The sequence below is a fragment of the Pseudonocardia sp. EC080619-01 genome, assembly GCF_001420995.1.
Lineage (GTDB): Bacteria > Actinomycetota > Actinomycetes > Mycobacteriales > Pseudonocardiaceae > Pseudonocardia.
The window spans coordinates 5167644-5192379 of sequence record NZ_CP012184.1 but is presented as its reverse complement, the minus strand read 5'-3'; the positions used below and the strand labels follow the sequence as shown (position 1 = coordinate 5192379).

Below are 24736 nucleotides of genomic sequence, written 5' to 3'. Positions count from 1 at the left end.
ACGCGGCCGCGCCCGGTACGGGCACGGCCGCGGCTCGTGTAGTGCGGTGACCGGTGGCGCTCAGTCCACCTCGGCCATGACCTCGTCGGAGGCCTCGAAGTTCGACCAGACGTTCTGCACGTCGTCGGAGTCCTCGAGCGCCTCGATCAGGCGGATGATCTTCCGCGCGCCGTCGACGTCGACCTCGACGTTCATCGACGCCCGGAACTCCTGGTCCGCCGAGTCGTAGTCGATCCCGTTCTCCTGCAGCGCGGTGCGCACCGCGACGACGTCGGTGGCCTCGGAGAGGACCTCCCAGCTGTCGCCGAGGTCGCTGACCTCCTCGGCCCCGGCGTCGAGGACGGCCATCAGCACGTCGTCCTCGGACAGGTCGCCCTTGGGGAGCACGACGACGCCCCGCCGGGTGAAGAGGTAGGCCACCGAGTTGGGGTCGGCCATGGTCCCGCCGTTGCGGGTCATCGCCGTCCGGACCTCGGTCGCGGCCCGGTTCTTGTTGTCGGTCAGGCACTCGATCAGCACCGCGACGCCGTTCGGGCCGTAGCCCTCGTAGGTGATCGCCTGGTAGTCGGCGCCCCCCGCGTCCGCACCCGAGCCGCGCTTGACCGCACGGTCGATGTTGTCGTTCGGGACCGAGCTCTTCTTCGCCTTCTGGATCGCGTCGTAGAGCGTCGGGTTGGCGTCCGGGTCACCACCACCGGTGCGGGCCGCGACCTCGATGTTCTTGATCAGCTTGGCGAACATCTTGCCGCGGCGGGCGTCGATCACGGCCTTCTTGTGCTTGGTCGTCGCCCACTTGGAGTGGCCGCTCATCGGCTCGTCTGCCCACCTCTCGTGCTCGGGCCGCGCGCAGCCCGCGCGTGGCCGGGGCAGGCCCCGGGCGGGCAGCGCGAGCTGGGACCACCGGACCTGCGGGAACCCCACGATGCTACCGGCGGCACACCGCACCGCCCGGTCCGGCCCGCCGGGACCGCCGGGCCCGCACCGGCGCTCGTCCGGCGATCATGCGGGTCCCCGGGCCGCGCCGTCGTCGCGGCGGGATTACCGTGGAGGCTTGTCGACCACCGTTGTCACCCGGCTGGGTGGTCGCACCGGAGAGGAGCGGGCACGTGCTCGGAGCAGTGGTGGGAAAGGCCGCGGGCCTGGTGGCGAGCGGTCTGGCCGGAGCCGTCGCGTACGACGGCGTGAAGCGGGTCGCCCGCTCCGGCGCGGTCCGCGAGGCCGCCGTGACGGTGACCGGCTGGGGCCTGCGCGGCGCCCGCGCCGCCGAGACCGGCGCCGAGAAGGCCCGGCTGGCGACGGCCGACATCGTCAGCGAGGCGCGCGGCCGGATCGGCGAGGAGGCCCCCGCACCCGGCGACGGGCACGGCCACGAGCACTGAGCCGATCACCGAGTCGAGCACCGAGTCGAGCGAGGCGAGCATCCTGAGCACCGACCCCACCGGCCCGGACCTCACCGTCCTCAGCGACGCCGCCGGGCGCGTGCGCTTCGCCGCGCCCGCGCTGCGGGGCCGGGTCGCCCTGGCCGTCGCCGTCGAGGACGAGCTCGACCACGTCACCGGCGTCCGCCAGGTGCACGCCTACCCCCGCACCGGCAACGTGGTCGTCTGGTACCGGGCCGGGTGCGACCGGACCGAGCTGACCGAGGCGATCGGCAAGGGGCTCGGCGCCGACCCGGGGGCGACCGCGGCCCGCACCCCGCGCTCGGCGGACACGCACAACGGTGAGCTCGCCCGGCTCGTCGTCGGCGGGGTCGCACTGGCCGCGCTCGGGTTCCGCCGCTACGGCCTGCGCCGGCCACCGGTGCTCGGCACCGCCGGCCGGACCGTGGCCACCGGCGTCACGATCTTCACCGGCTACCCGTTCCTGCGCGGCGCCCTGCGCTCGCTGACCGGGGGCCGCGGCGCGGGGACCGACGCGCTGGTGTCCGCCGCCACCGTCGCCAGCCTCGTGCTGCGGGAGAACGTCGTCGCGCTCACCGTGCTGTGGCTGCTCAACATCGGCGAGTACCTGCAGGACCTGACCCTGCGCCGGTCCCGGCGGGCGATCTCCGAGCTGCTCACCGGTGCCACCACGACCACTTGGACCCGCCTCACCGACGGGACCGAGATCGAGATCGACATCGCCGACCTCGTGCTCGGCGACGAGGTCGTGGTCCACGAGCGGATCGTGCTGCCGGTCGACGGCGAGGTCGTCGACGGCGAGGGGGTCGTCGACCAGGCCGCCATCACCGGCGAGCAGCTGCCGGTCGCCGTCGCACCCGGCACCACCCTGCACGCCGGCTCGGTGCTGCTGCGCGGCCGGATCGTCGTCCGCGCGACGGCGGTCGGCCAGGACACCGCGATCGGCCGGATCATCGACCGGGTCGAGCAGGCCCAGGGCGACCGGGCGCCGATCCAGACGGTCGGCGAGAACTTCTCCCGCCGGTTCGTGCCGGCGTCGTTCCTGCTGGCCGGGCTCACCCTGCTCGTCACCCGGGACGTGCGGCGCGCCATGACGATGCTGCTGGTCGCCTGCCCGTGCGCGGTGGGGCTGTCGACGCCGACCGCGATCAGCGCCGCCATCGGCAACGGCGCCCGCCGCGGCATCCTGATCAAGGGTGGCGCCCACCTGGAGGCGGCGGGCCGGGTCGACGCGATCGTCTTCGACAAGACCGGCACCCTGACCCAGGGCCGCCCGGTCGTCACCAACGTCATCTCCTTCCACGACGACTGGACCCCCGAGCAGGTCCTGGCCTACTCGGCGTCCTCGGAGATCCACTCCCGGCACCCGCTGGCGCAGGCGGTCATCCGCTCCACCGAGGAGCGCCGGATCGAGATCCCGCCGCACGAGGAGTGCGAGGTGCTCGTCGGGCAGGGCATGCGGGTGCAGGCCGACGGCCGGGTGCTGCTGATCGGGTCCCGCGAGCTCCTGCGCGCCCAGGGTGTCGCCGTCGGGCGCAAGCCGGCCGACTGGGTGCGCAGGCTGCAGCGGGCCAGCGAGACACCGCTGCTGCTCGCGGTCGACGGGGCCCTCGTCGGGCTGGTCTCGCTGCGGGACACGGTCCGGCCGGAGGCCCGCGCGGTGCTGGAGCGGCTGCGCGCCGACGGCGTGGCACGGATCGTGATGCTGACCGGCGACCACCCGCGGACCGCGCAGGCGGTGGCCGAGGAGCTCGGCATCGACGAGTACCGCGCCGAGGTCATGCCCGAGCAGAAGCAGGACGTCGTGCGCGCGCTCCAGGAGGAGGGGCACACCGTCGCCATGATCGGCGACGGCACCAACGACGCCCCGGCGCTCGCGCTCGCCGACATCGGGATCGCGATGGGCGTCGCCGGGACCGACGTGGCGGTCGAGACGGCCGACGTCGCGCTCGCCGCCGACGACCTGGAGGCGCTGCTCGACCTGCGCGACCTGGGCCGTCGCTCGATCACCCTGATCCGGCAGAACTACGGCATGTCGATCGCGGTGAACGCGGCCGGTCTCGTGGTCTCCGCGGGCGGCGCGCTGTCCCCGGTGGTGGCGGCGATCCTGCACAACGCGTCGAGCGTCGCCGTCGTCGGGAACAGCTCCCGCCTCATCCGCTACCGGATCCCGGCCGGCGCCCCCGGTGCGGTGGCGGCTCCCGGGCCGGAGCCCGGCCGGGCCGCCTGACCGGCGCGCTCGGCCCGCTCCCGGATCCCGCGCAGCATCCGCCGCGTCATCACGGCGCTGACCGGCACGAGCGCCTCGGCGCCGAGCCGGGCGGCGGCGCCGCCCCCGGCGTAGCGCTCGCGGACCACCAGCCGGGTCCCGCCGGGCTCGGTCCGGAGGACGAACGCCCAGGAGAACCGCGGCGACGCCGCTCCGGGGCCCTCGGCCAGGACCAGGTGCGCCCGGGGACGCAGCGCGGCGACCCGGAGCGGCGTCCCCGGAGCGAGCCGGACCGGGTCGCCGACGGCGAGGTCCTGCCAGCACTGCTCGATCCGCTCGGCGCTGTGGACGTCCAGCCCGAACAGGTTCTCCACCGCGTCGTAGGAGTAGAAGCCGCCGCGGTCCTGCCCGATCTGCACCAGCCAGGGCCACACCCGCTCCGGCGGCGCCGCGATCGAGATCGCGCGGGTGACGCTCACCGGCGCGTCGGCCACGAGCCCGTCCCCGGGCAGCGGTGTCACCCTCTCGGCGGGGGTGACCCCGAGGGTGCGAGCCGCGAGGCGCCCGAGCGCGAGCCCGGCCACCACTCCCATCGCCGTGCGAGTCGTCATGGCCCGACCGTGCGCGACGGGACGGGCACGCGGCAGGGTCCTCCGTCCCGCCGCCGGACGCGGGACGCGCCCCTCCGCGGATCCTGAGAAACGGCTGTCCGGGCGGCGGTACGCGCTGTGCCGGAGGGAGCACCGGGCCCCCGCTCGTCGCCGGGGCGGGGCCGGAGACCGGTCGGGCGTCCAGGAACGGGGCCGGTCGCCGGCCCGCTCCCTACCGTCGTACCCGGTCGCGCCGCGGTCGCTCCCCCTCGATCCCGCGGCGCACCCCCCGAGGGCGGCGGACGCCCCGGGCCCCCGACACGGAAACGAACCATGCTGCGACTTCGACCCGCGCTGCCCCCGCGCGCTCCCCGCGCCCGTCCCACCCGCGCCGCGCCGGCCGGCGCGGCCGTCCCGGCCCTGGCCCCCGCCGCGGGCACGGGCCGGGTGGCGCTGCACGTCCTGCTGGCGGCGCTGCCGCTGCTGGCGATCTCGGCGCACGTGTTCGACCTGGTCCCGATGCAGCTCTCGGCGGCGCTGCTCGTCGTCCCCCTGGCGACGGCCGTGGCCGTGCTGACCCTGTTCGACCCGCATCCCGCCGACCGGATCGTCGCGCACGGCCTGGCGTGGGGCGTGGTCGCCTGCGCGGTCTACGACGTGTTCCGGCTCGACACCGTGTACATGCTCGGCCTCTGGGGCGACTTCATCCCCACCATGGGCACGTGGATCACCGGGCGCCCCGGTGACACGGCCGGCGGCGCCGTCGTGGGGTACCTGTGGCGGTACATCGGCGACGGCGGCGGCATCGGGCTGACCTTCTTCGTCGTCGCGTCGGCGTGCGGGCTGCACCGGCTCTCGCGGGCGCGGGTGGTGCTCGCCGCGGTCGGTTTCGCGGTGGCGCCGGTCTGGGCCGGGCTGGTCGGCACCGTCGCGCTGGCCCCGCGCGGCGAGGAGCTGATGTTCCCGCTGACCCCGGTCACGGTGTCGTTGTCCCTGGTCGGGCACCTGATCTTCGGCCTGGTGCTGGGGCTGGGGTTCTGGCACTCGCGGGCGGTGCAGTCGCACTGGCCGTGGCCCACGCCTGCCCTCCCGGCCCGGCTGAGGACGACGACAGGTGCACCCGGGGCGGACGCCACGCCGCCGCCGGCGCCCCGGGTCCCGCTCCCGCGTGTCCCGGTTCCCCACCTCCCGGCGCCGGACGCTGCGGTCCCGGACGCCCCGGCGCACCGGTCCCCCGCGCCGCAGGCATCGGGCCCACACCGTCGGGTGGCACGACCGGCGGAGGACGCCGGGCCGGGCGTGTTCGTACCCCGGCAGCGGACGTCGTCGACCCCACCCGCGGCGCGGACCCTCGATCCCGACACCTGGGAGCAGTGGCACCGCAGGCTGGAGTCGACCCAGCCGGGGCGCCGGGCCCACGGCCGCCGGGAGCCCGAGCCGGTGCGGCGCGGACCGGCGTGACGACCACCCCGCCACCCCGCCGGCCGTGCCCGGCGGGGTCAGGCGGGTCAGGCGGCGGGACGCACCGCCTCGCGGCCCGGAGCCACCGCGCCGGGCCGGAAGAACGCGTGGGAAGCGGGATGGAACAGCAGCGCCAGTGCGGCCAGCACCTCGGCGACGTGCAGCAGCCGTAGCCCCGCCGCCGCGAGCTCGGTCCCGGACGCGGTCACCAGGAACTCCCCCACCGACCCGCCGGCGAGCAGCGCTCCCGCCGGCTCGACGACCAGGGACAGCGTTCCCAGCACACCGAGCACGGCGACGACGGTCCAGCGGATCCCGTCGCGGCCGCTGCGCAGCTGGACCACGAGCACGGCGAGGACCAGGTAGATCCCGGCACGCGCGGCGATCTCCCCGCCGGTGGGCGGCACCTCCACGCCGAGCCGCACGAGGGTCTCCGCGAGACCGGCGAGGACGGCTCCCAGCCAGAGCGCGACGCTCAGGGTGACGACGGACGGCGGCACCGGTCGCGTCGCACGGGATGCGTCGACGGCGAACGTGCTCATGGGACCTCCTCGGGACGGCCCGTCCAGCCTCGTCCCGTCCGGCCCCGCGGCCCACACGGCGCTCCCCCGGCCGCGGTGGGGGACAGCCCCACCCCGGGTCAGGCGGCGCGCACCATCCCGACGAACAGATCGTGTACCCGGCCGTCGCCGGTCAGCTCCGGGTGGAACGACGTCGCCAGCACCGGGCCCTGCCGCACGGCGACGGCGCGGCCCGCGGCCTCCCCCGCCTCCGAGACGTGCGGGACGGTGGCCAGGACCTCGACGTCGCTGCCGGTCTTCTCGACCCAGGGGGCGCGGATGAACACCGCGTGCACCCCTCCGCCGGGGAGCCCGTCGAACTCCAGGTCGGTCTCGAACGAGTCGACCTGCCGGCCGAACGCGTTGCGCCGGACGACGACGTCGAGCCCGCCCAGCTGGTGCTGGTCCGGGCGGCCGTCGAGGATCTCGTCGGCCAGCAGGATCATCCCGGCACAGGAGCCGTAGGCGGGAAGCCCGGCCCGGAGCCGGGCACGCAGCGGGTCGAGCAGCTCGAACGCGTCCAGGAGCTTCGACATCGTCGTCGACTCCCCGCCCGGCAGGACGATCCCGTCGAGGGCGTCCAGCTCGGCCGCGCGACGGACCGGCAGCGCGCGCGCACCGGCCGCGGTGAGCGCGGCGACGTGCTCGCGGACGTTGCCCTGCAGGGCCAGCACACCGATGGTCGGGGAGGACATGTCCCGAGAATAACCCGGCCTTACCTGCGGTAACCGGCCGTCCGGGCGTGAGTCGCGGCACCGGCACGACTCCGTCCGGTGGTGCCGCCCGCCCGGTGCGACGGCGGATCCTGGACCGGCGGGGGGACGGCGCGGGGAGGCACGACGATGGACATCGGTCGCACGGTCCGGGTGTTCCGGGCCGAACCCCTGGTCGCTCCCGGCACCGGTCCGCCGGGGCCGGAACCGGTCGCGCGGACCGGCGTGGTCCCGGACGAGCGGGAGCCGCGCCCGGCGGAGCGGACCGAGGCCGTGCCGGTGGCCGCCGGGGCCGTGCCGCCGGCCGGGTGAGTGCGCCCGACGTCGCCGGCGTCGTCCCCGGATGGCGGACCTGGCGGGTCCGCGACCCCGCACCGGTGCGGCTGTGGTCTCCGGTGCACATCGCCACGGAGTGGCCGCCGGACGCGCCGCTGGACGCCGTCTGCGAGCTGGACGGCCACCGGGCGCCCGACCCGGGGTGCACCTGCGGGCTCTACGCCGCGCGGCGCCCCGCGGACGTCGGCGGGCTCGGGTTCGGCGGCCCGACGGTGCTCGGCTGCGTCGCGCTGTGGGGCACCGTGGTCGAGGGCGAGCGCGGGTGGCGGGCCGGCACCGGACGGCCGGTGGTCCTGTTCTGCGGACCCGCCCTGCCGGAGGCGGAGCGGACCGTGCTCGCGTCGGTCTACCGGATCCCGGTGCACCGCCTGCCGCTGCCCGTCGCCCCGGCCGTCGGGGTGCCCGGGATCGTCGAGGCGGCCGAGCGCGTCCGCAGCGCGGCCGCACGCACCCCGCCCGACCCGGCGGCGCTGGACGACGCGTCGCGCGGGTTCGTCGCCGCGGTCCCGCGTCCCGGGGTGGTGCTCCGGCGCCCCCGCAGGCGGTTCGCGGTCGGGTCCGCGGTGGCCGCCGCGGTCGCCGTCTCCGCCCTGCTGGTCCCGCAGCCGGAGCCCGCGACGCCCCCGGCCGGACCTGCCGCCCCCGCCCCGGGCACGGCGGTGCCCGGCACGGGGACGCCCTGAGCGGCCGGCCTCAGCCCGCGTCGACCTCGCCCTCGCGCGCCTGCTTCGCCGCGGCGGCCCGCAGCGCGTCGGCGACGGCCGGGGCCACGCTCTGGTCGAAGACGCTCGGCACGATGAACGACGGGTTCGGCTCGGCGACGACGTCGGCGATCGCCTCCGCCGCGGCCAGCATCATGCCGTCGGTGATGTCGTGCGCCTGGGCGTCGAGCAGGCCGCGGAACACGCCGGGGAACGCGAGCACGTTGTTGATCTGGTTCGGGTAGTCCGACCGCCCGGTGGCGACGACCGCGGCGTGCTGCATCGCGACCGTCGGGTCGACCTCGGGGTCGGGGTTGGCGAGCGCGAAGACGATCGAGTCGGAGTTCATCGTCGCCAGCTCCTCGGCACCGAAGAGGTTCGGCGCGCTGACCCCGATGAACACGTCCGCCCCGACGAGCGCGTCGGCCAGCGACCCCTGCTTGCCGTCGCGGTTGGTCTGCGCGGCGATCGAGCGGAGGTTGTCGTCGAGACCGGCGCGGTCGGGGTGGACGATGCCGTCGACGTCGACGGCGACCACGTCGGCGGTCTCCTCGGAGCCGAGCAGCCGGATGATCGCCGACCCGGCCGCGCCGACGCCGCAGACGACGACGCGGACGTCGGAGAACTTCTTGCCGACCACACGCAGCGCGTTGCGCAGCGCGCCGAGCACGACGACGGCGGTGCCGTGCTGGTCGTCGTGGAACACCGGGATGTCGAGCAGCTCCCGCAGCCGGCTCTCGATCTCGAAGCAGCGGGGCGCGGCGATGTCCTCCAGGTTGATGCCGCCGTAGCCGGGGGCGATCAGCTGGACGGTGCGGATGATCTCCTCGGTGTCCTGGGTGTCCAGACACACCGGCCAGGCGTCCACGTTGGCGAACTGCTTGAACAGCGCCGCCTTGCCCTCCATCACCGGCATCGCCGCGGCGGCGCCGATGTTGCCCAGCCCGAGCACCGCGGAGCCGTCGGTGACGACGGCGACGGTGTTCCGCTTGATCGTCAGCCGGCGGGCGTCGGACGGGTTGTCCGCGATCGCCATCGACACCCGCGCGACGCCAGGGGTGTAGGCGCGGGACAGGTCGTCACGGGTGCGGAGGTTGACCTTGGACCGCACCTCGATCTTCCCGCCGAGGTGCAGCAGGAACGTCCGGTCCGAGACCTTGCGCACGGAGAACCCGTCGAGCGCGTCGATCGAGGCCTTGATCTCCTCGACGTGCTCGGTGTTGCGCGCGTTGACCGAGATGTCGACGACGAGATGCTCGGTGCGTGCCTCGACGACGTCGAAGGCGGTCACGACCCCGCCGACCTGACCGACCGCGGCGGTCAGGTCACCGGCGGAGGTGGGGTGGGCAGGGGCGTCGACGCGTGCGGTGATCGCGTAACCGGGACCGGGAATGGACACGGGGCCGGACAGTACCGCCGGCCGTGTGGTTACCGGCGCGTCAACCGTGTGACGACGCGCGTCACGCGTCCTTGCGCGATCCCGGCACCGGGTGTGTGATCCAGGACACAGGAACGGGAGGTGGTCGCCGTGGCGGTCAAACCCGGCCGGGCCCGGGCCCGGACGACGCGGCTCGCCGCCGTCACGACCCCGGCCCGGGTGCGCAACGTGGCACTCGTCGGGCCGTCGGGCGGTGGGAAGACGACGCTCGCCGAGGCGCTGCTGGCCCACGCCGGCACCATCGACGCGCCGGGCAGCGTCGCCGAGGGCAGCACCACCCTCGACCACGACCCGGCCGCCGTGCGCCGGGGGCGGTCGGTCGGGATCGCGGTCGCGCCGCTGCTCTGGGACGGCGAGACCGTCAACCTGATCGACACCCCCGGGGACGACGACTTCCGCGGCGGCCTGCGCGCCGGCCTGCGCGCCGCCGACGCCGCGCTCTTCGTCGTACCGGCCACCGAGGGGCGGGACGGCGAGCTGGAACCGGGCACGGTCGCGCTGTGGGAGGAGTGCGCCGCGATCGGCATCCCGCGCGCCGTGGCGGTCACCCGCTGCGACACCGCCCGCTCCGACGTCGAGGCCACCGTGGCGGCCTGCCGGAGCTCGTTCGGCGAGGGTGTGCTGCCGTGCCACCTCCCGCTGCGTGACGCCGGCGGGGCGATGACGGGCCTGTACGGGGTGCTCTCCGGCGAGCCGGGTGGCGCGGCCCCGCCCGGTGCGGACGACGCCAGGACCACCCTGATCGAGGCGATCATCGAACAGTCCGAGGACGAGGACCTGATGGACCGCTACGTCGGCGGGGCGGACCTCGACGTCGCGACGCTGATCGACGACCTGGAGACCGCGGTCGCCCGCGGCACGCTCCACCCCGTCGTCCCGGTCTGCGCGACCGCGGGCACCGGGCTCGGGTCGCTGCTGGAGATCCTCACCCGGGGTTTCCCGGCACCTCCGGAGCGGACACCGCCCGCGGTCGTCGAACCGGGCGGGCCCACCCTGACCGCCGACCCGTCCGGCCCGCTCGCGGCGGAGGTCGTGCACACCGGGGCCGATCCCTACGTCGGGCGGGTCTGCCTGGTCCGGGTGTTCTCCGGGACGCTCCGTCCGGAGTCGACGGTCCACGTCGGGAGCCCCGCGCCGGGCCCGGGCACCGGCCCGGCGCCCGGCCACGAGCCCGACGAGCGGATCGGTCACGTGTACTCCCCGCTGGGCGCCGCGCTGCAGGAGACCTCCGCCTGCGTCGCCGGCGACCTGTGCGCACTGACCCGGCTGGAGGCCGCGGTCGGCGACACGCTGTCGGACCCCGCGGACCCGATCCACCTGACGCCCTGGGAACGGCCGGCGCCGCTGCTGCCGGTGGGGCTGGTCCCCCACACCCGCGCGGACGAGGACGCCGTCGCCCGCGGTCTCGCCCGGCTGGTCGCGACCGATCCGGGGCTGCGCCTGGAGCGCGATCCCGAGACGCACCAGACCGTGCTGTGGTGCACCGGCGAGGCGCACGCCGACGTGGCCCTCGGCCGGCTCCGCGACGCCGGGGCCGACGTCGACGTCGAGGAGGTCCGGGTGGCGTTCCGGGTGACCTTCGCCCGGGCCGCGCGGGTGACCGGCCGGCACGTCAAGCAGTCCGGCGGGCACGGCCAGTACGCGGTGTGCCACGTCGACGTCGCGCCGCTGCCCGCCGGCTCCGGGATCGGGTTCACCTCGGCGGTCGTCGGCGGCGCCGTCCCCACGCAGTACGTGTCGAGCGTGGAGAAGGGCATCCGGGCCCAGGCGGAGCGCGGCCTGCCGGTGGGCGACGGCGGCGCGACGCACCCGGTCGTCGACTTCCGGGCGACGCTGGCCGACGGCAAGGCGCACAGCGTGGACTCCTCCGACGCCGCGTTCCAGACCGCCGGGGCCCTGGCACTGCGCGCCGCGGCGGAGAGCTGCGGGCTGCGCGTGCTCGAACCGATCGACGAGGTGCGGATCCGGATCAACGACGAGCGCCTGGGTGCCGTCCTCGGCGACCTCGCGGCGCGCCGGGGCAAGGTGCTCGGCACCGATCCGGACGGGGCCGGGCACACCCTCGTCCGTGCGGAGGTCCCGCGCACCGAGCTCCTGCGGCACGCGGTCGACCTGCGCGCGCTCACCTCCGGCGCCGCGACGGTGACGCGGGCGTTCGCACGCTGGGCCGAGCGCCCGGCCTGACCGGCCGGTTCAGTCGGTGCTGCGCGGAAGCTGGTCGTCCCGCGTGTCGGCGACCGCCATCTTCGCCGCGGAGTCGGTCGGCGCCCGCCCGCCGAGCGCCGCGAGCGCGGCCTCGTTGCCGACGTCGGCCCCGGCCCTCTCGGACAGGAGCCAGCGCACCTCGAGCAGGTCGCAATAGGCCTGCACCTCGGAGCCGACCCCGCCCAGCGCCTCGTGCGCGGCCCGCATCCCCGGCTCCAGGCAGTGGTCGGCCCAGCTGCGCGCGGCGACCCGCTCGGAGACGTCCTGCCCCGTCCGCCCGCGCATCCACTCCCGGTGCGCGTTGAGGTCGCCGAGCAGGATCCGGGCCTGCCCCTCCCCCACCTCGACGCCGGTGAGCCGGCGCAGCAGCGTGCAGTGGAAGGTCCGGTCGCCGACGGAGACCTGCAGCCGGGACCGGCCGTCGCCGACCGGGCGCAGCGAGACCTCGTCGACGGCGAACCCGAGGTCGTTGAGCTCGCGGATCACGCCTTCGATCCGGTAGCGGTCACCGAAGGCGAACACCGGGGTGGTGTGCAGTGCGTCCCACAGCTGCCGGTAGCGGTCCGGCAGTGCGGTGGCCTCGTCGATCAGCTGCGGGACGATCTCCGGCGGGCGGTCCAGGGACTCCGCGAGATCGATCATCCCGGCGGCGACGTTCTCGACGAGGATCGACAGGTCGAGCTCGCGCTGCCCGTCCGACAGGCCGGTCGGGTGCACCTCGCTGGTCTCGGCGTCGACCAGGGAGGCCTGCAGGGTCTGGCCGTCCCGGACGAAGAGCGTGTTGTTCAGCGAGCAGTCGCCCCAGAACACGCCGTGCCGGTGTAGGTCGACGAGCAGCGAGATCATCGCGTCGAACAGCCGGGCGCGGTGCCGGGGCCGGTTCGGCGGCAGCCGCATGATCAGCCGCCGGTACTGCCAGGATCCGGTGAGGTAGCGGGTCACGAGGATCGCGGTCTCGTGCGCGGGCTGGTTCACGAACCCGGCCGGCTTCACCGCGGGCAGGCACTCGTCCTCCAGGTGGCGCAGCACCTCGTACTCCCGGCGCGCGATCCGCTCGGGGAGGTCCTTCAGCGCCCACAGCGCCCCGTCGGCCTCGACGAAGCGGACCAGGTGCCTGCTGGTGCCGACCTCGATGTCGCGCAACGGGACCTCGGTCTCGTCCCACTCCGCGAGCGGGAGCTCCCAGGGCAGCCCGATCAGCCCGGGACCGGGGGTGCGCAGCACCACCTCGGGCGGCCGCTCCGCGCCGGGGCGGGCCATTCAGGACACCCCCCGGGCCGGACGCCGGTCCGCGGGCGGCGCCGTCGATCCCCGGATGACCAGCCGGGTCGGGACCGTGACGACCGGCTCGACCGGCTCGCCCGCGATCCCGGCGAGCGCCGACCGCGCGGCCACGGCGCCCTGCTCGGCGGCCGGCTGGGCCACCGTGGACAGGTCGGTGAGCGCGGCGAGCGGGTGGTCGTCGATGCCGATCACCGAGACGTCCTCGGGCACGCGCAGGCCGGCCCGCCGCAGCGTGCCGACGGCACCGAGGGCCACCTCGTCGGAGTGGGCGTAGACGGCCGTCGGCGGCTCGGGCAGGCCCAGCAGCTCCCCCATCGCGCGGGCACCTCCCTCCGGGCTCCAGGGCACCGTCGCGACCAGCCCCGGGTCGGCCGGGACACCCGCGTCGGCGAGCGCCCGCCGGTACGCCGACGAGCGCCCCGCCGGCTGGACCGGGTCCAGCTCCGGATCGGTCGTCACGATCATCCCGATCCGCCGGTGCCCGAGGTGCAGCAGGTGGTCCACGGCCTGCCGGCCCGCCGCGTACTCGTCGATCGACACCGACGGGTGGCTGCCGATCCGGGTTCCTGCCGAGACGATCCCGACACCGATCCGGTCCAGCCGTCCGCGCTCGCGCTCGTCCACACCGAACCCGAGCAGGACGACGGCGTCGGCCCGCCGGCGGGCCGGCAGCTCGTCGAAGAACGCGCGCCGCGACTCCGTGTCCCCGAGCCGGTAGAGCAGGACGTCGGTCGCGGCGGCGCGGGCCACCTCGGACAGTCCCTCCAGCGCGGCGCCGAACCACCACCGCGCCAGGTGCGGGACGACGACCGCGATCCGCCCGGTGCGGCCGCGCGCGAGTCCGGACGCCTCCGGTGACACGACGTACTCCAGGGCGCGGGCGGCCGCCCACACGCGGGCCCGAGTGGCCTCGGCGACGTGCGGGTGGTCGCTGAGCGCACGCGACGCGGTCGCCGGCGACACGCCTGCCAGCCGGGCCACGTCGGCCAGGTTGACCGGTCCGGACACCGGACATGTATGACGAATACTGCAAGCGATTGCAAGCCCGGATGTTACCGGTCCGAGCTGGACCGAATCAGACCCGTCGGCCAGGATCGGGCACCGACCTGCGGCAACGGTGTGACCCTTGACACGATCGTGTCGCTGGCGCACAGTCTGTTTGCAAACGCTTCCAACGCCGTCGGCGGCATCGCGGTACGAACACAGGAGTTCGGAGTTGACCATGCGTCACGCACGGTGGAGAAGGGTGCTGGCCGCCGGTGTGGCCGCAGCCGCACTCGTCGGCCTGGCCGGCTGCGGGGGTGCACCCGCGGGCCCACCCGTCCTGAACTGGTACATCAACCCCGACGACGGCGGGCAGGCCGAGATCGCGGCCGCCTGCACCGCGGCGTCGAACGGGGCGTACCGGATCGAGGTCTCGACCCTGCCGCGCCAGTCCTCCGAGCAACGGCAGCAGCTGATCCGGCGGCTCGCCGCCAACGACAGCTCGATCGACATCATGTCGATCGACCCGCCCTACATCCCCGAGTTCGCCGAGGCCGGCTTCCTCGCCCCCGTCCCGCAGGACGTCGCGCAGCGCACCACGGCAGGCGTCGTGAACTCGGCGAAGGAGGGCGCGAGCTGGAACGGCGAGCTCGTGACGGTCCCGTTCTGGGCCAACACCCAGCTGCTCTGGTACCGCACGTCGCAGGTCGCGGCCACCGGTCTCGACATGTCGAAGCCCGTCACCTGGGACCAGGTGATCGCCGCGGCGCAGCGGCAGAACTCGACGATCGCCGCGCAGGGCATCCGCGCCGAGTCGCTCACCGTGTGGCTGAACGCGCTGGTGGAGTCGGGCGGCGGGGAGATCGTCACCAACCCGTCCCCTGAGGACCCCGAGGGGGTCGAGCTGGGGCTGGACTCGCCGGCCGCGACGAAGGCCGCCGAGATCATGAAGAACGTCTCCGCCGTCGGCGGGCCGGGCTTCTCGACCGCGTCGGAGGACGAGAACTCCAACGCGTTCCAGGCCGGTGACGCGATGTTCCAGGTGAACTGGCCGTTCGTCTGGGGCAAGGTGAAGAGCGCCGTCGAGGACGGCACCGTCGACCAGGCCACACTGGACGACTTCGGGTGGGCGATCTACCCGCAGGTCACCGCCGGCACCCGGCCGGCCCCGCCGTACGGCGGGATCAACCTGGGCGTCGGCGCGTTCAGCCCGCACGTCGACCTGGCCTACGACGCCACCGAGTGCATCGTGTCCGAGGAGAACCAGAAGCAGTACTTCCTCACCAACGGCAACCCCGCGGCCAAGACGTCGGTGTTCACCGACCCCGAGGTCGTGGAGGAGTTCCCGATGGCGCCGGTGATCGCGCAGTCGCTGCAGCAGGCGAAGCCCCGCCCGCAGACCGCGTACTACAGCGAGGTCTCGGAGTCGATCCAGCGCAACTACCACCCGACCGCGGGCATCGACCCGCCCGGCGTCGGCCCGGCGACCGCCGCCCTGATCAAGGCGGTCCTGGCGAAGGAGGAACTGCTGTGACCACGACGTCGGTGAAGCCCGGCACCGGGGACACCGCGGCCTCCCCGGCCGGTCGCGACCCGAGCGACCGGGCCCGGTCCGAGCAGCGGCTCGGCTGGATGCTGGCCGGCCCCGCGTTCGCCGTCATGCTGCTGGTCACCGCGTACCCGATCGTGCAGGCGGTCTGGTACTCGCTGTTCGACTACCGGCTGACCGACCCGGACAACATCTCGTTCGTCGGGCTGAACAACTACGCGGTGATCCTGACCGACGAGATCTGGTGGATCTCGTTCGGCGTCACCGTGTTCATCACCGTGGTCACGGTCGCGGTCGAGCTGGTGCTGGGCTTCGCCCTCGCCCTGGTGATGATGAACGCGCTCAAGGCCATCCGGCCGGTGCTGCGGGCCGCGATCCTCATCCCGTACGCCGTGATCACGGTCGTCTCGGCGTTCGCCTGGCAGTACGCGTTCTCGCTGGACTCCGGGTTCGTGAACTCGTGGTTCGACTGGGTGCCCGGCGTCGCCGCGGACACCGACTGGTTCGGCGGGACGTTCTCGTCGCTGTTCGTGATCTGCCTGGCGGAGATCTGGAAGACGACGCCCTTCATCTCGCTGCTGCTGCTGGCCGGCCTCGCCCAGGTGCCGGACGTCCTGCAGGAGGCCGCCCGCGTCGACGGCGCGACCTGGTGGCAGCGGATGTGGAAGGTGACCATCCCGAACATGAAGGCCGCCATCATGGTGGCCCTGCTGTTCCGCACCCTGGACGCGTTCCGGGTGTTCGACACGGTCTTCGTGATGACGAACGGCGCCAACGACACCGAGACGGTCTCGTTCCTGGCGTACCGGCAGACGATCGCCCGGGTGGAGATCGGGCTCGGCTCCGCGGTGTCGGTGCTGCTGTTCCTGTCGGTGGTCGTCATCTGCGTCGGATTCATCAAGGGCTTCAAGGTCGACCTGTCCCAGGCCCGAGGGGAGAAGTGATGTCCACCCGCGAGAAGGTCCTGTGGATCGTCGCCGGTGTCGCGATCGTGGTCTACGCGCTGTTCCCGGTGGGCTGGATCGTGTCGCTGTCGCTGAAGTCGTCCGACGACATCGCGAACGGCCAGTTCCTCCCGACGGCGCTGTCCTGGGAGAACTACGAGCAGATCCTGGTCGGTGACGCCGCCGAGCTGTTCCTGCCCGCGCTGCGGAACTCGTTCGGCATCGTGCTGATCGCGACGTTCATCGCCTGCGTGCTGTCGATGTTCGCCGCCTACGCGATCGCCCGGCTCGACTTCAGCGGCAAGAAGCTGATCCTCTCCACCGCACTCGCGGTGGCGATCTTCCCGGTCATCTCGATCGTCACGCCGCTGTTCAACCTGTGGCGCCAGATCGGGCTCTACGACACCTGGCCCGGCCTGATCATCCCCTACCTGTCGCTGACCCTGCCGCTGTCGATCTGGACGATGTCGGCGTTCTTCCGCGAGATCCCGTGGGAGATGGAGCAGGCCGCGCAGGTGGACGGGGCGACGACCTGGCAGGCGTTCCGGAAGGTGATCGTCCCGCTGGCGACACCCGGCGTGTTCACGACGGCGATCATCGCGTTCTTCATCGCCTGGAACGACTTCGCCTACGGGATCTCGCTGACCTCCACCAGCGCGTCCCGCCCCGTGCCCGCGGCACTGGGGCTGTTCTCCGGCGCCTCCCAGTTCGAGTCGCCGAACGGCCCGATCGCGGCCGCGGCGGTGATCGTGACCATCCCCGTCGTCGTCCTCGTCCTGATCTTCCAGCGGCGGATCGTCGCCGGTCTGACCAACGGCGCCGTCAAGGGCTGAGAACCCCGTACTCAGGAGAAAGGAACCGACCGGCCATGGCGTCGATCGAGATGAAGAACATCGTCAAGAAGTACGGGGACGGCTTCCCGGCCGTGAACGACGTGAGCATGGACATCGCCGACGGCGAGTTCATGATCCTCGTCGGCCCGTCCGGCTGCGGGAAGTCGACCCTGCTCCGCATGATCGTGGGCCTGGAGGACATCAGCTCCGGGGACATGGTCATCAACGGCACCCGGGTCAACGAGAAGGCCCCGCGCGACCGGAACCTGTCGATGGTGTTCCAGAACTACGCGCTCTACCCGCACCTGTCGGTCTTCGAGAACATCGCGTTCCCGCTGCGCCTGGCCAGGGCGCCCGAGGACGAGGTGCAGAAGAAGGTGAACGACGCCGCGGGCGTCCTGGAGCTGCACGAGCACCTGCAGCGCAAGCCGGCCAACCTGTCCGGCGGCCAGCGCCAGCGCGTCGCGATGGGCCGCGCGATCGTCCGGGACGCGGACGCGTTCCTCTTCGACGAGCCGCTGTCCAACCTGGACGCCAAGCTGCGCGGCCAGATGCGGACCGAGATCGCCCGGCTGCAGCGCCGCCTCGGCATCACCACGGTCTACGTCACGCACGACCAGACCGAGGCGATGACCCTCGGCGACCGGGTCTGCGTGCTGCGCAAGGGCGTCATCCAGCAGGTCGCCTCGCCGCGCGAGCTCTACGAGCAGCCGGTCAACCTGTTCGTCGCCGGCTTCATCGGGTCGCCCCCGATGAACTTCCTCCCCGCGACGGTCTCCGGGAACACCCTGGAGACACCGTTCGGGCCGATCGAGCTCGACGCCGCCCGCGCCGGGAAGGTGCAGGGCAAGGAGCTGGTGCTGGTGGGGATCCGGCCGGAGTACTTCGAGGACGCGTCGCTGGTCGACGACGCCAAGAAGCACGTCGGCTCGACCTTCACCGCGAAGGTCGACGTCACCGAGTGGCTGGGCGACTCGCAGTTCGCCTACATCCCGTACGAGGCGCCCGCCGAGGTCGACGCGAAGCTCAAGGAGCTGTCCCGCGAGCTCGACTCCGACCAGCTGCGGACCCAGGCGATCGTGTCGATCGACTCGACGAGCCGGATCCGGGAGGGCCGGGAGGCCGAGTTCTGGCTGGACGCGCGGAAGATCCACGTGTTCGACCCGGAGTCCGGCGAGAACCTCACCCGCGACTCCGACGCCGGTGCCGAGCTGACCCGGATCGCGGCCGAGGACCGCGCGGAGCAGGTGGCCCAGGCCCGGGGCGAGGCCTCCTGACGGGTCAGAGGGCGCGGACGGTCCGGCGGTAGCGGGTTCCGGCGACACCGGTCAGCGTCTGCGCCATCACCGCGAACACGAACCGCTGGGTCGGGTACGCCGCCAGCCACGCCAGCCGTCCGGCGAGCCCGTGCGGGCGGAACCGGAGGGTCTGCTCGTAGCGGCTGGTCAGGCGTCCGGTCGGGCGGACCCGCAGCTCCAGGTGTGCGGTGCCCGGCAGCCGGGACGCCGCGCGCAGCACCAGCCGGGCACCGGGCTCGACGGTCTCGATCACCCAGCGGTCCAGCGGTTCCCCGGTGACCAGGCGGGGCGGGCCGGTGGAGTGCCGGCGCGGCAGGTTCCCCGGTCCACCCGCGAGCACGTCGAGGACCCCGGTCAGGGTCGCCGTGCCGGGGACGGTGTACCAGCCGTGCTCGCCGCCCAGGGTCTCGACGACCGACCACACCGCCGCGGCCGGGGCGTCGACCTCCTGGGTGTCGGTCGTCTCCCAGGACACCGGCCCGCTGCCGGGGGCGTCGGCGGGGCCGGGACCGGCGTCGCCGACGCCGTCGAGCGCGCGGCGGACCGCCGTCCGGTACGGCGTGTGACCACCGGGCGGCGGGCCGATCAGGGCGTCGAGGGCGGCGATGTCGCCGGGGTCGGCGACGAGCTCGTGCCGCATGGACTCGACGAGCGGCTCGGCGAGCCCGCGGGCGACCGGGGTGAGCGCGGCGACGGCACGGGCGGTGAGCCGCGGCGCGGACAGCGGCACCGGCAGCGGGAACGGCCGCACCAGCCCGGCCTCGGCGGCGTAGCCGCTCATGAGGCCGCGGTAGGTGAGGACGTCCGGTCCACCGATGTCGAAGGCCCGGTCCACGTCGTCCGGCAGGTCGAGGCAGCCGGCGAGGGCGTGCAGCACGTCGTCGACGGCGACCGGCTGGATCCGGTTCCACGCCCGGTCCGGCAGCGGCAGCACCGGCGGGCCGCCCATCGCGGTCTCGGTGAGGTGGCGGATCATCTCGAAGCTCGCCGACCCGGTGCCGACCACGATCCCGGCCCGCAGGACGGCCGCGGGCACCGGTCCGGCCAGCAGGATGTCGCCGACCTCGCGGCGGGACCGCAGGTGCGTCGAGACGCGGCGGGCGTCGTCATCGGGCTGCAGCCCGCCCAGGTACACGATCCGGCGGACGCCCGCGGCGGCGGCGCCGTCGGCCAGCGCGTGCGCCGCCGCCCGGTCGCGGTCGGCGTAGCCGGGGCCGTCCATGGCGTGCACCAGGTGGACGACGGCGTCGGTCCCCGTGCAGGCACGGGTCACGTCGGCGGGGTCCTGGGCGTCCCCCGGGACGACGTCGACCCGCCCGGCCCACGGGTGCGCCGCGACCCGGCCCGGGGTGCGGGCCAGGACGCGGACGTCGTGACCGGCGTCGAGCAGGCGCGGGACGAGACGCGAACCGATGTAGCCGGTGGCGCCGACGACGAGGACGTGCATGCCGACGATCCTCGCCGCAGCAGGCCCACCGCGCGCGGTGGGGCCGCACCGGTGGCCCGCTCAGGGCAGGCCGGCGAGGCGGAGGACGGCCGTCGTCCCGGCGGCGAGCACCACGACCAGCACGAACGGCACCCGGCGCCAGATCGCGACGGCGGCCACCGCGACGCCGGCGGGCCGGGCCCAGCCGGCGAACTCCGCGCCCTCGAACCAGGTGCCGGTCGCGACGAGCGCGACCAGCAGCGCCACGGCGCCGAGCTCGACGAGCCGGACCGTCCGGCCGGAGAAGCCGACCCGGCCGTGCAGGAGCAGCGGGAGCAGCCGCATCGCGAAGGTGCCACCGGCCAGGACGAGCAGCGCGGTCGCGGTCATCGCCCACCACCGGGGACGGGCTCCTCGGCCGGACGCCCGGCCGCCCCGGCCCCGAGCAGCCCGGCGAGCACCGGGACACCCGCCGGAAGGAACGGCGCGCACGCCAGCGAGACGGCCGCGGCGGCACCCGCGACCCGTACGGCGTCGATCCGGCGCAGCATCGGGACGAGCATCGCGAGCAGCGCCGCCGGGAACGCCGCGTCCAGGCCGAACGCCGACGGGTCCGGCACCACGGCCCCCAGCAGCAGGCCACCGGCGGTGCCGAGCTGCCAGCACCCGTACTTGATCACACCGAGCGTCCAGAACGCCCGGCGTGCCCGCCCCTCGGATCCCGTGGTCCGGGCCAGGACGAACGCCGTCGACTCGTCGGTGATCACGTGCGCGGCCGGGACGCGGGACCAGCCGCCGCCGACGTGGCGGGCCAGCGCCAGCCCGAACGGCAGGTGCCGCAGGTTCAGCACGAGCCCGGCCGCGACGGCCGCCCAGATCCCGCCCCCGGCCGCCAGCACCCCGGTGACCAGCAGCTGCGCGCCACCGGCGAAGACCAGGGCCGACATCGCCATCGTCATGGCGGGCGACAGGCCCGCCGCCGGGGCGAGCGCACCGAACGACACCCCGACGACGCCGACCGCGACCGAGATCGTGACGGCGTCGCGGAGGTCCGACCGGGACTCCGCGCGCCGTGTTCGCTGCACCGAACGCATGGCCGCTACAGTGAACGCACTGCACGCCGTTCGTCAAGCCGAACGTGAGGACCGATGGAACGAACGCCACCACTGGCGGCGATCGCCGCCGCCATCCGCCGGGAACGCGAGCGCCTGGGGATCTCCTCGGCCGAGCTCGCGCGCCGCGCCGGGATCGCGAAGTCGACGTTGTCGCAGCTCGAGGCGGGGACGGGGAACCCGAGCGTGGAGACGCTGTGGGCGATCGCCGTCGTCGCCGGGGTGCCGTTCAGCACGCTGGTGGAGCCACCGTCGTCGCCGGTGCGGGTGGTCCGGTCCGGCGAGCGGCGCCTGATCCGCTCCGAGGACTCGCCGTTCGCCGCGGCCCTGCTGTCGCCCTGCCCACCGGGCGCCCGGCGGGACCTGCACGTGGTCACGTCCGGGCCGGGTGAGCCCCGCGAGGCGCACGCCCACTCCCCCGGGACGGTCGAGCACCTGATCGTCTCCGCGGGCCGGTGGCACGTCGGGCCGGCCGGCGAGGAGGTCGAGCTCGACCCCGGTGACTACGTCACCTTCCCCGCCGACCGGCCCCACGGCTACCGCGCCCTGACCGAGGGGGCGGCCGCCGTCCTGGTCATGGAGTACCGGTGATCAGGTCCCGCTCGGGCCGCGGGTCGCCGCCCCGGGCGCCCGGTCCGGGGTCCCCTCGGTGATCCGGTTCAGCAGACCGTCGACGAGCCCCTCGTCGTTGCCCGGGGCACCCCCGCCGGGCTCGGTCTCGGGCAGCGGGTACTGACGGACCCAGTCGACCTCCATCAGCGACGGCTTGACGTCGCCGCCGCCCTTCGGGAACCAGTCGAGCTGGATGGTCAGGTGCATCGGGCCGGGCGGCAGGATCGACGTGTCGTCGGTGTGCCACCACTCCTTGCCGTCGACGAACGCGGTGATCCCGTCCGGCCGCCACTCGACCGCCCAGTTGTGCCACTGCGTCGCGTCGATGTCGACCGAGCCCTGCACCTGGCTGTTGTCCTCGCCGTAGTGCAGGAACAGCTCGGTCTTCTGCCGGGTGTGGTCGGTCATCTCCATGAAGTCGACCTCGCCGCCGACCGGGAAGTTCTCGGCGGTCGGCCAGAGCAGGAGCAGCGCGTTGTACGACGGGTCCGACGCGGGAGCCCGCACCCGGCCCTCCCAGCGGCCGTACTTCTGGCTGCCCTCGGACCAGGCCATCCCGCCGGTGGTGCCCTCGGCGTCGCCGTTGATGGTGAGAATGCCGTCCTTCACCGACGCCGCCTCCGGGGAGCGACGGCCCTCGCCGCCGTGCCCCTCGCCGTCATACATGTTCCAGCCCTGGATGGTGTCGCCGTCGAAGTCGTCGACCTTGTTCGGCTGTCCCCAGTTCCGCGCGACGGCCGCACTGCTCTCGGCACCCGGGAACGCCGCGGCCGGAGGGGCGTTCGGGTCGGCCGGGGCGGGCGGGGCCGCCGGAGCGGGCGGAGCCGCCGGAGCGGCCGCGGCGCCACCGGTCCCGCAGTCGGCGGGATCGGAGCCGGCCTGGTCGTCGCCGCCCTGGTCACCGGACTTCTGGTCGGCCGGGGCTCCCTGGTCGCCGCCCGAACCGCTGTCGCCGCCGGAGGCCTGGTCACCGCCGCCCGAGCCCTGATCACCGCCCGCGCCGCCGTCGTCACCGGAAGCGCCGTCCCCGCCGGAGCCACTGTCCCCACCGGAAGCCTGGTCGCCGCCCGAGCCGCCGTCGCCACCCGAACCGCTGTCACCGCCGGAACCACTGTCGCCACCGGAACCGCTGTCGCCACCGCTGTCGCCGCCCGAGCCCTGGTCGCCACCCGAACCGCCGCTGTCGCCGCCGGAGTCGTCGCCGTCCGGACCGTCCGCCTCGGGCCGGGCCGGCGCGCCGGGAGCGGAGGCACCTGGCGCGGACACCCCGGGCGCAGCAGCCGAGCCGGCCGGACCGGGAGCAGCGTCGGGAACCGCAACGCCGGGAGCGACCCGTCCGGGCCCCTCTCCCGCCGCGGGAGCTCCGGGACCGCCGGCGGGCGCACCCGGCGCGACCGGCGACGCACCACCGGCAGCGGCGCCCTCACCGGACCCGGAGCCGCCACCCGAGCCGCCGTCATCCCCCGAGCTGCTGTCACCACCCGAGCCGTCGTCGCCACCCGAGCCGCCGTCACCGCCGGAGCTCCCCTGAGCCGAGTCCCCACCGGAGCCGCCGGAGCCCGAGTCACCGCCGGAACCGGAGTCGTCCCCGGACCCGGGGGCGCCGGGCTTCCCCGACCCGGCGCCCCCGTCGTCCCCGGAACCAGAACCGGAACCGGAGCTCCCCGATCCGGATCCGCCCGACCCCGGGTCCCCCGATCCCGAGCCGCCCGATCCGGGCGCACCGCCCGGGGCGGGGCACTCCACGGCCGCCGTCGTCGCGCCCGGTCGATCGGTCGTCCCGGTGTCGGCGAACGCCGCGGCCGGGATGCTGATCATCATCGCGGCGGCGACCGCCGCGACTCGCACAGAGCGTCCCATCAGGCTCCTCCGCCCCAGTGGTCTCGTGATTCGCATAGGAACGTAATCGCCACACAGTCACCACGCGCCCCGAGGTCATCACATCGAGTAGGCAAGCCTGCCCGCGAGTGAGTGCAGAACGTGCCCGAATCGGACACACCCCGCGACCGAGTGACGGAGTTGTTCACTCGGCCGGGTGTTCACCCCGCAACGGTCAGGTCGGAGCGGGCTCGGATCCGCCGGGAGAGACGCCCCGGGAACGACGAGAGCCCCGCCCGGCGTGGTGCCGGACGGGGCTCGTCGAGACGGTGCGGAGGACTACCAGCCGCGGGAGGCGTAGCGCTGGTCCTCCGGGATGTCCGGGATGTTGATGCCGACCATCGCCTCGCCCAGGCCGCGGGAGACCTTGGCGATCATGTCCGGGTCGTCGTGGAAGGTCGTGGCCTTCACGATCGCCGACGCACGCTGCGACGGGTTGCCGGACTTGAAGATGCCCGAGCCCACGAACACGCCCTCGGCGCCGAGCTGCATCATCATCGCCGCGTCGGCCGGGGTGGCGATGCCGCCCGCGGTGAACAGCACGACCGGCAGCTTGCCGGAACGCGCGACCTCGGCGACCAGCTCGACCGGGGCCCGCAGCTCCTTGGCCGCGATGTAGAGCTCGGCGGCGTCCAGCGACGCGAGCCGGCCGATCTCGGCGCGGATGGACCGCATGTGCCGGGTCGCCTCGACGACGTTGCCGGTGCCGGCCTCGCCCTTCGAGCGGATCATCGCCGCGCCCTCGGAGATCCGGCGCAGCGCCTCACCGAGGTTGGTGGCGCCGCAGACGAACGGCACCGTGTAGGCCCACTTGTCGATGTGGTGCGCCTCGTCGGCGGGCGTGAGGACCTCGGACTCGTCGATGTAGTCGACACCCAGCGACTGGATGACCTGCGCCTCGACGAAGTGCCCGATCCGCGCCTTGGCCATGACCGGGATGGACACCGCCTCGACGATGCCGGAGATCATGTCCGGGTCGGACATGCGGGCGACGCCGCCGTTCGCGCGGATGTCGGCGGGAACGCGCTCGAGGGCCATCACGGCCACCGCGCCGGCGTCCTCGGCGATCTTCGCCTGCTCCGGGGTGACCACGTCCATGATCACGCCGCCCTTGAGCATCTCGGCCATACCGCGCTTGACCCGCGCGGTGCCGTGCTGCGGACCGGCGTCGTCCAAGGTGTTATCGGCTGCGGACACGGGTGA

23 protein-coding genes are annotated in these 24736 nt (G+C 74.4%); 11 read left to right on the top strand and 12 right to left on the bottom strand.

Features of this window, described 5'->3' with window-relative positions:
• Window positions 1–60: 60 nt before the first annotated feature.
• Window positions 61–810, bottom strand: a complete 750-nt coding sequence (locus tag AD017_RS24355) for a YebC/PmpR family DNA-binding transcriptional regulator (protein ID WP_010232547.1) — start codon at window positions 808–810, stop codon at window positions 61–63.
• Window positions 811–1106: 296 nt separating this feature from the next.
• On the opposite strand from AD017_RS24355, the gene AD017_RS24350 reads away from it, so the two are divergent.
• Window positions 1107–1379, top strand: a complete 273-nt coding sequence (locus AD017_RS24350) for a DUF1490 family protein (protein WP_227012573.1) — start codon at window positions 1107–1109, stop codon at window positions 1377–1379.
• Window positions 1380–1479: 100 nt separating this feature from the next.
• Entirely contained in the window at window positions 1480–3630 is a 2151-nt protein-coding gene (locus AD017_RS24345) for a cation-translocating P-type ATPase (protein ID WP_304438051.1), read from the top strand.
• Here the strand turns inward: AD017_RS24345 and AD017_RS24340 are convergent.
• Window positions 3561–4220, bottom strand: a complete 660-nt coding sequence (locus tag AD017_RS24340) for a hypothetical protein (protein ID WP_075314394.1) — start codon at window positions 4218–4220, stop codon at window positions 3561–3563. The genes AD017_RS24345 and AD017_RS24340 overlap by 70 nt on opposite strands.
• Window positions 4221–4532: 312 nt before the next feature.
• Here AD017_RS24340 and AD017_RS24335 point away from each other — a divergent pair, with 312 nt between their 5' ends.
• Window positions 4533–5660, top strand: coding sequence for a hypothetical protein (locus AD017_RS24335; protein WP_060575680.1), 1128 nt, complete (start codon window positions 4533–4535; stop codon window positions 5658–5660).
• A gap of 47 nt (window positions 5661–5707) precedes the next feature.
• Here the strand turns inward: AD017_RS24335 and AD017_RS24330 are convergent, their stop codons facing one another.
• Entirely contained in the window at window positions 5708–6202 is a 495-nt protein-coding gene (locus tag AD017_RS24330; protein WP_060575679.1) for a hypothetical protein, read from the bottom strand.
• Between the two features lie 98 nt (window positions 6203–6300).
• Window positions 6301–6915 (bottom strand): pyridoxal 5'-phosphate synthase glutaminase subunit PdxT, encoded by a 615-nt coding sequence (gene pdxT / locus AD017_RS24325; RefSeq protein ID WP_010238012.1) that lies wholly within the window; start codon window positions 6913–6915, stop codon window positions 6301–6303.
• A 147-nt stretch (window positions 6916–7062) separates the two neighbouring features.
• Here pdxT and AD017_RS24320 point away from each other — a divergent pair, with 147 nt between their 5' ends.
• On the top strand, window positions 7063–7245 hold the full coding sequence (locus AD017_RS24320; protein ID WP_139316804.1) for a hypothetical protein: 183 nt from the start codon (window positions 7063–7065) through the stop codon (window positions 7243–7245).
• Window positions 7242–7952 (top strand): hypothetical protein, encoded by a 711-nt coding sequence (locus AD017_RS24315; RefSeq protein WP_060575677.1) that lies wholly within the window; start codon window positions 7242–7244, stop codon window positions 7950–7952. Before AD017_RS24320 ends, AD017_RS24315 begins: the two co-directional genes overlap by 4 nt.
• A 10-nt stretch (window positions 7953–7962) precedes the next feature.
• Here the strand turns inward: AD017_RS24315 and AD017_RS24310 are convergent, their stop codons facing one another.
• Window positions 7963–9369, bottom strand: coding sequence for an NAD-dependent malic enzyme (locus tag AD017_RS24310; RefSeq protein WP_060575676.1), 1407 nt, complete (start codon window positions 9367–9369; stop codon window positions 7963–7965).
• Between the two features lie 120 nt (window positions 9370–9489).
• Between AD017_RS24310 and AD017_RS24305 the strand changes: the two genes are divergently transcribed.
• Window positions 9490–11592, top strand: a complete 2103-nt coding sequence (locus AD017_RS24305; RefSeq protein WP_010224907.1) for an elongation factor G-like protein EF-G2 — start codon at window positions 9490–9492, stop codon at window positions 11590–11592.
• 9 nt (window positions 11593–11601) lie between these two features.
• Here AD017_RS24305 and AD017_RS24300 read toward each other — a convergent pair whose 3' ends face one another.
• Complete coding sequence (locus tag AD017_RS24300) at window positions 11602–12873, bottom strand: DUF4032 domain-containing protein (RefSeq protein ID WP_060575675.1); 1272 nt, start codon at window positions 12871–12873, stop codon at window positions 11602–11604.
• Entirely contained in the window at window positions 12874–13905 is a 1032-nt protein-coding gene (locus AD017_RS24295; protein ID WP_060575674.1) for a LacI family DNA-binding transcriptional regulator, read from the bottom strand. It lies immediately after the preceding gene.
• 214 nt (window positions 13906–14119) lie between these two features.
• Between AD017_RS24295 and AD017_RS24290 the strand changes: the two genes are divergently transcribed.
• Genes AD017_RS24290 through AD017_RS24275 form a run of 4 tightly spaced genes read left to right on the top strand, consistent with a single transcriptional unit; the run spans window position 14120 to window position 18484 of the window.
• Window positions 14120–15415: an extracellular solute-binding protein gene (locus AD017_RS24290; RefSeq protein WP_060575673.1), complete on the top strand. Its 1296-nt coding sequence runs from the start codon at window positions 14120–14122 to the stop codon at window positions 15413–15415.
• Entirely contained in the window at window positions 15412–16374 is a 963-nt protein-coding gene (locus AD017_RS24285) for a carbohydrate ABC transporter permease (protein WP_010224899.1), read from the top strand. The genes AD017_RS24290 and AD017_RS24285 overlap by 4 nt, the downstream gene beginning before the upstream one ends.
• A complete protein-coding gene (locus AD017_RS24280; protein ID WP_060575672.1) occupies window positions 16374–17207 on the top strand; it encodes a carbohydrate ABC transporter permease in 834 nt (277 codons plus the stop codon). Before AD017_RS24285 ends, AD017_RS24280 begins: the two co-directional genes overlap by 1 nt.
• A 35-nt stretch (window positions 17208–17242) precedes the next feature.
• Window positions 17243–18484 (top strand): ABC transporter ATP-binding protein, encoded by a 1242-nt coding sequence (locus AD017_RS24275; RefSeq protein WP_060575671.1) that lies wholly within the window; start codon window positions 17243–17245, stop codon window positions 18482–18484.
• 4 nt (window positions 18485–18488) lie between these two features.
• Here the strand turns inward: AD017_RS24275 and AD017_RS24270 are convergent, their stop codons facing one another.
• The 3 genes from AD017_RS24270 to AD017_RS24260 are packed head-to-tail and all read right to left on the bottom strand — an operon-like array spanning window position 18489 to window position 21025.
• On the bottom strand, window positions 18489–19952 hold the full coding sequence (locus AD017_RS24270; protein ID WP_060575670.1) for a DUF2867 domain-containing protein: 1464 nt from the start codon (window positions 19950–19952) through the stop codon (window positions 18489–18491).
• A gap of 60 nt (window positions 19953–20012) precedes the next feature.
• Window positions 20013–20321 (bottom strand): AzlD domain-containing protein, encoded by a 309-nt coding sequence (locus AD017_RS24265; protein WP_060575669.1) that lies wholly within the window; start codon window positions 20319–20321, stop codon window positions 20013–20015.
• The gene (locus tag AD017_RS24260) at window positions 20318–21025 is read right to left on the bottom strand and encodes an AzlC family ABC transporter permease (RefSeq protein WP_010240435.1); all 708 of its coding nucleotides are present in this window, start codon (window positions 21023–21025) and stop codon (window positions 20318–20320) included. The genes AD017_RS24265 and AD017_RS24260 overlap by 4 nt, the downstream gene beginning before the upstream one ends.
• Before the next feature lie 54 nt (window positions 21026–21079).
• On the opposite strand from AD017_RS24260, the gene AD017_RS24255 reads away from it, so the two are divergent.
• Window positions 21080–21634, top strand: coding sequence for a helix-turn-helix domain-containing protein (locus AD017_RS24255; protein ID WP_010240436.1), 555 nt, complete (start codon window positions 21080–21082; stop codon window positions 21632–21634).
• Here AD017_RS24255 and AD017_RS37265 read toward each other — a convergent pair whose 3' ends face one another.
• Both AD017_RS37265 and pdxS read right to left on the bottom strand, forming a co-directional pair.
• Complete coding sequence (locus AD017_RS37265) at window positions 21635–23515, bottom strand: family 16 glycosylhydrolase (protein ID WP_168172834.1); 1881 nt, start codon at window positions 23513–23515, stop codon at window positions 21635–21637.
• A 297-nt stretch (window positions 23516–23812) separates the two neighbouring features.
• Window positions 23813–24661 (bottom strand): pyridoxal 5'-phosphate synthase lyase subunit PdxS, encoded by an 849-nt coding sequence (gene pdxS / locus AD017_RS24245; RefSeq protein WP_238592021.1) that lies wholly within the window; start codon window positions 24659–24661, stop codon window positions 23813–23815.
• Window positions 24662–24736: the final 75 nt, after the last annotated feature.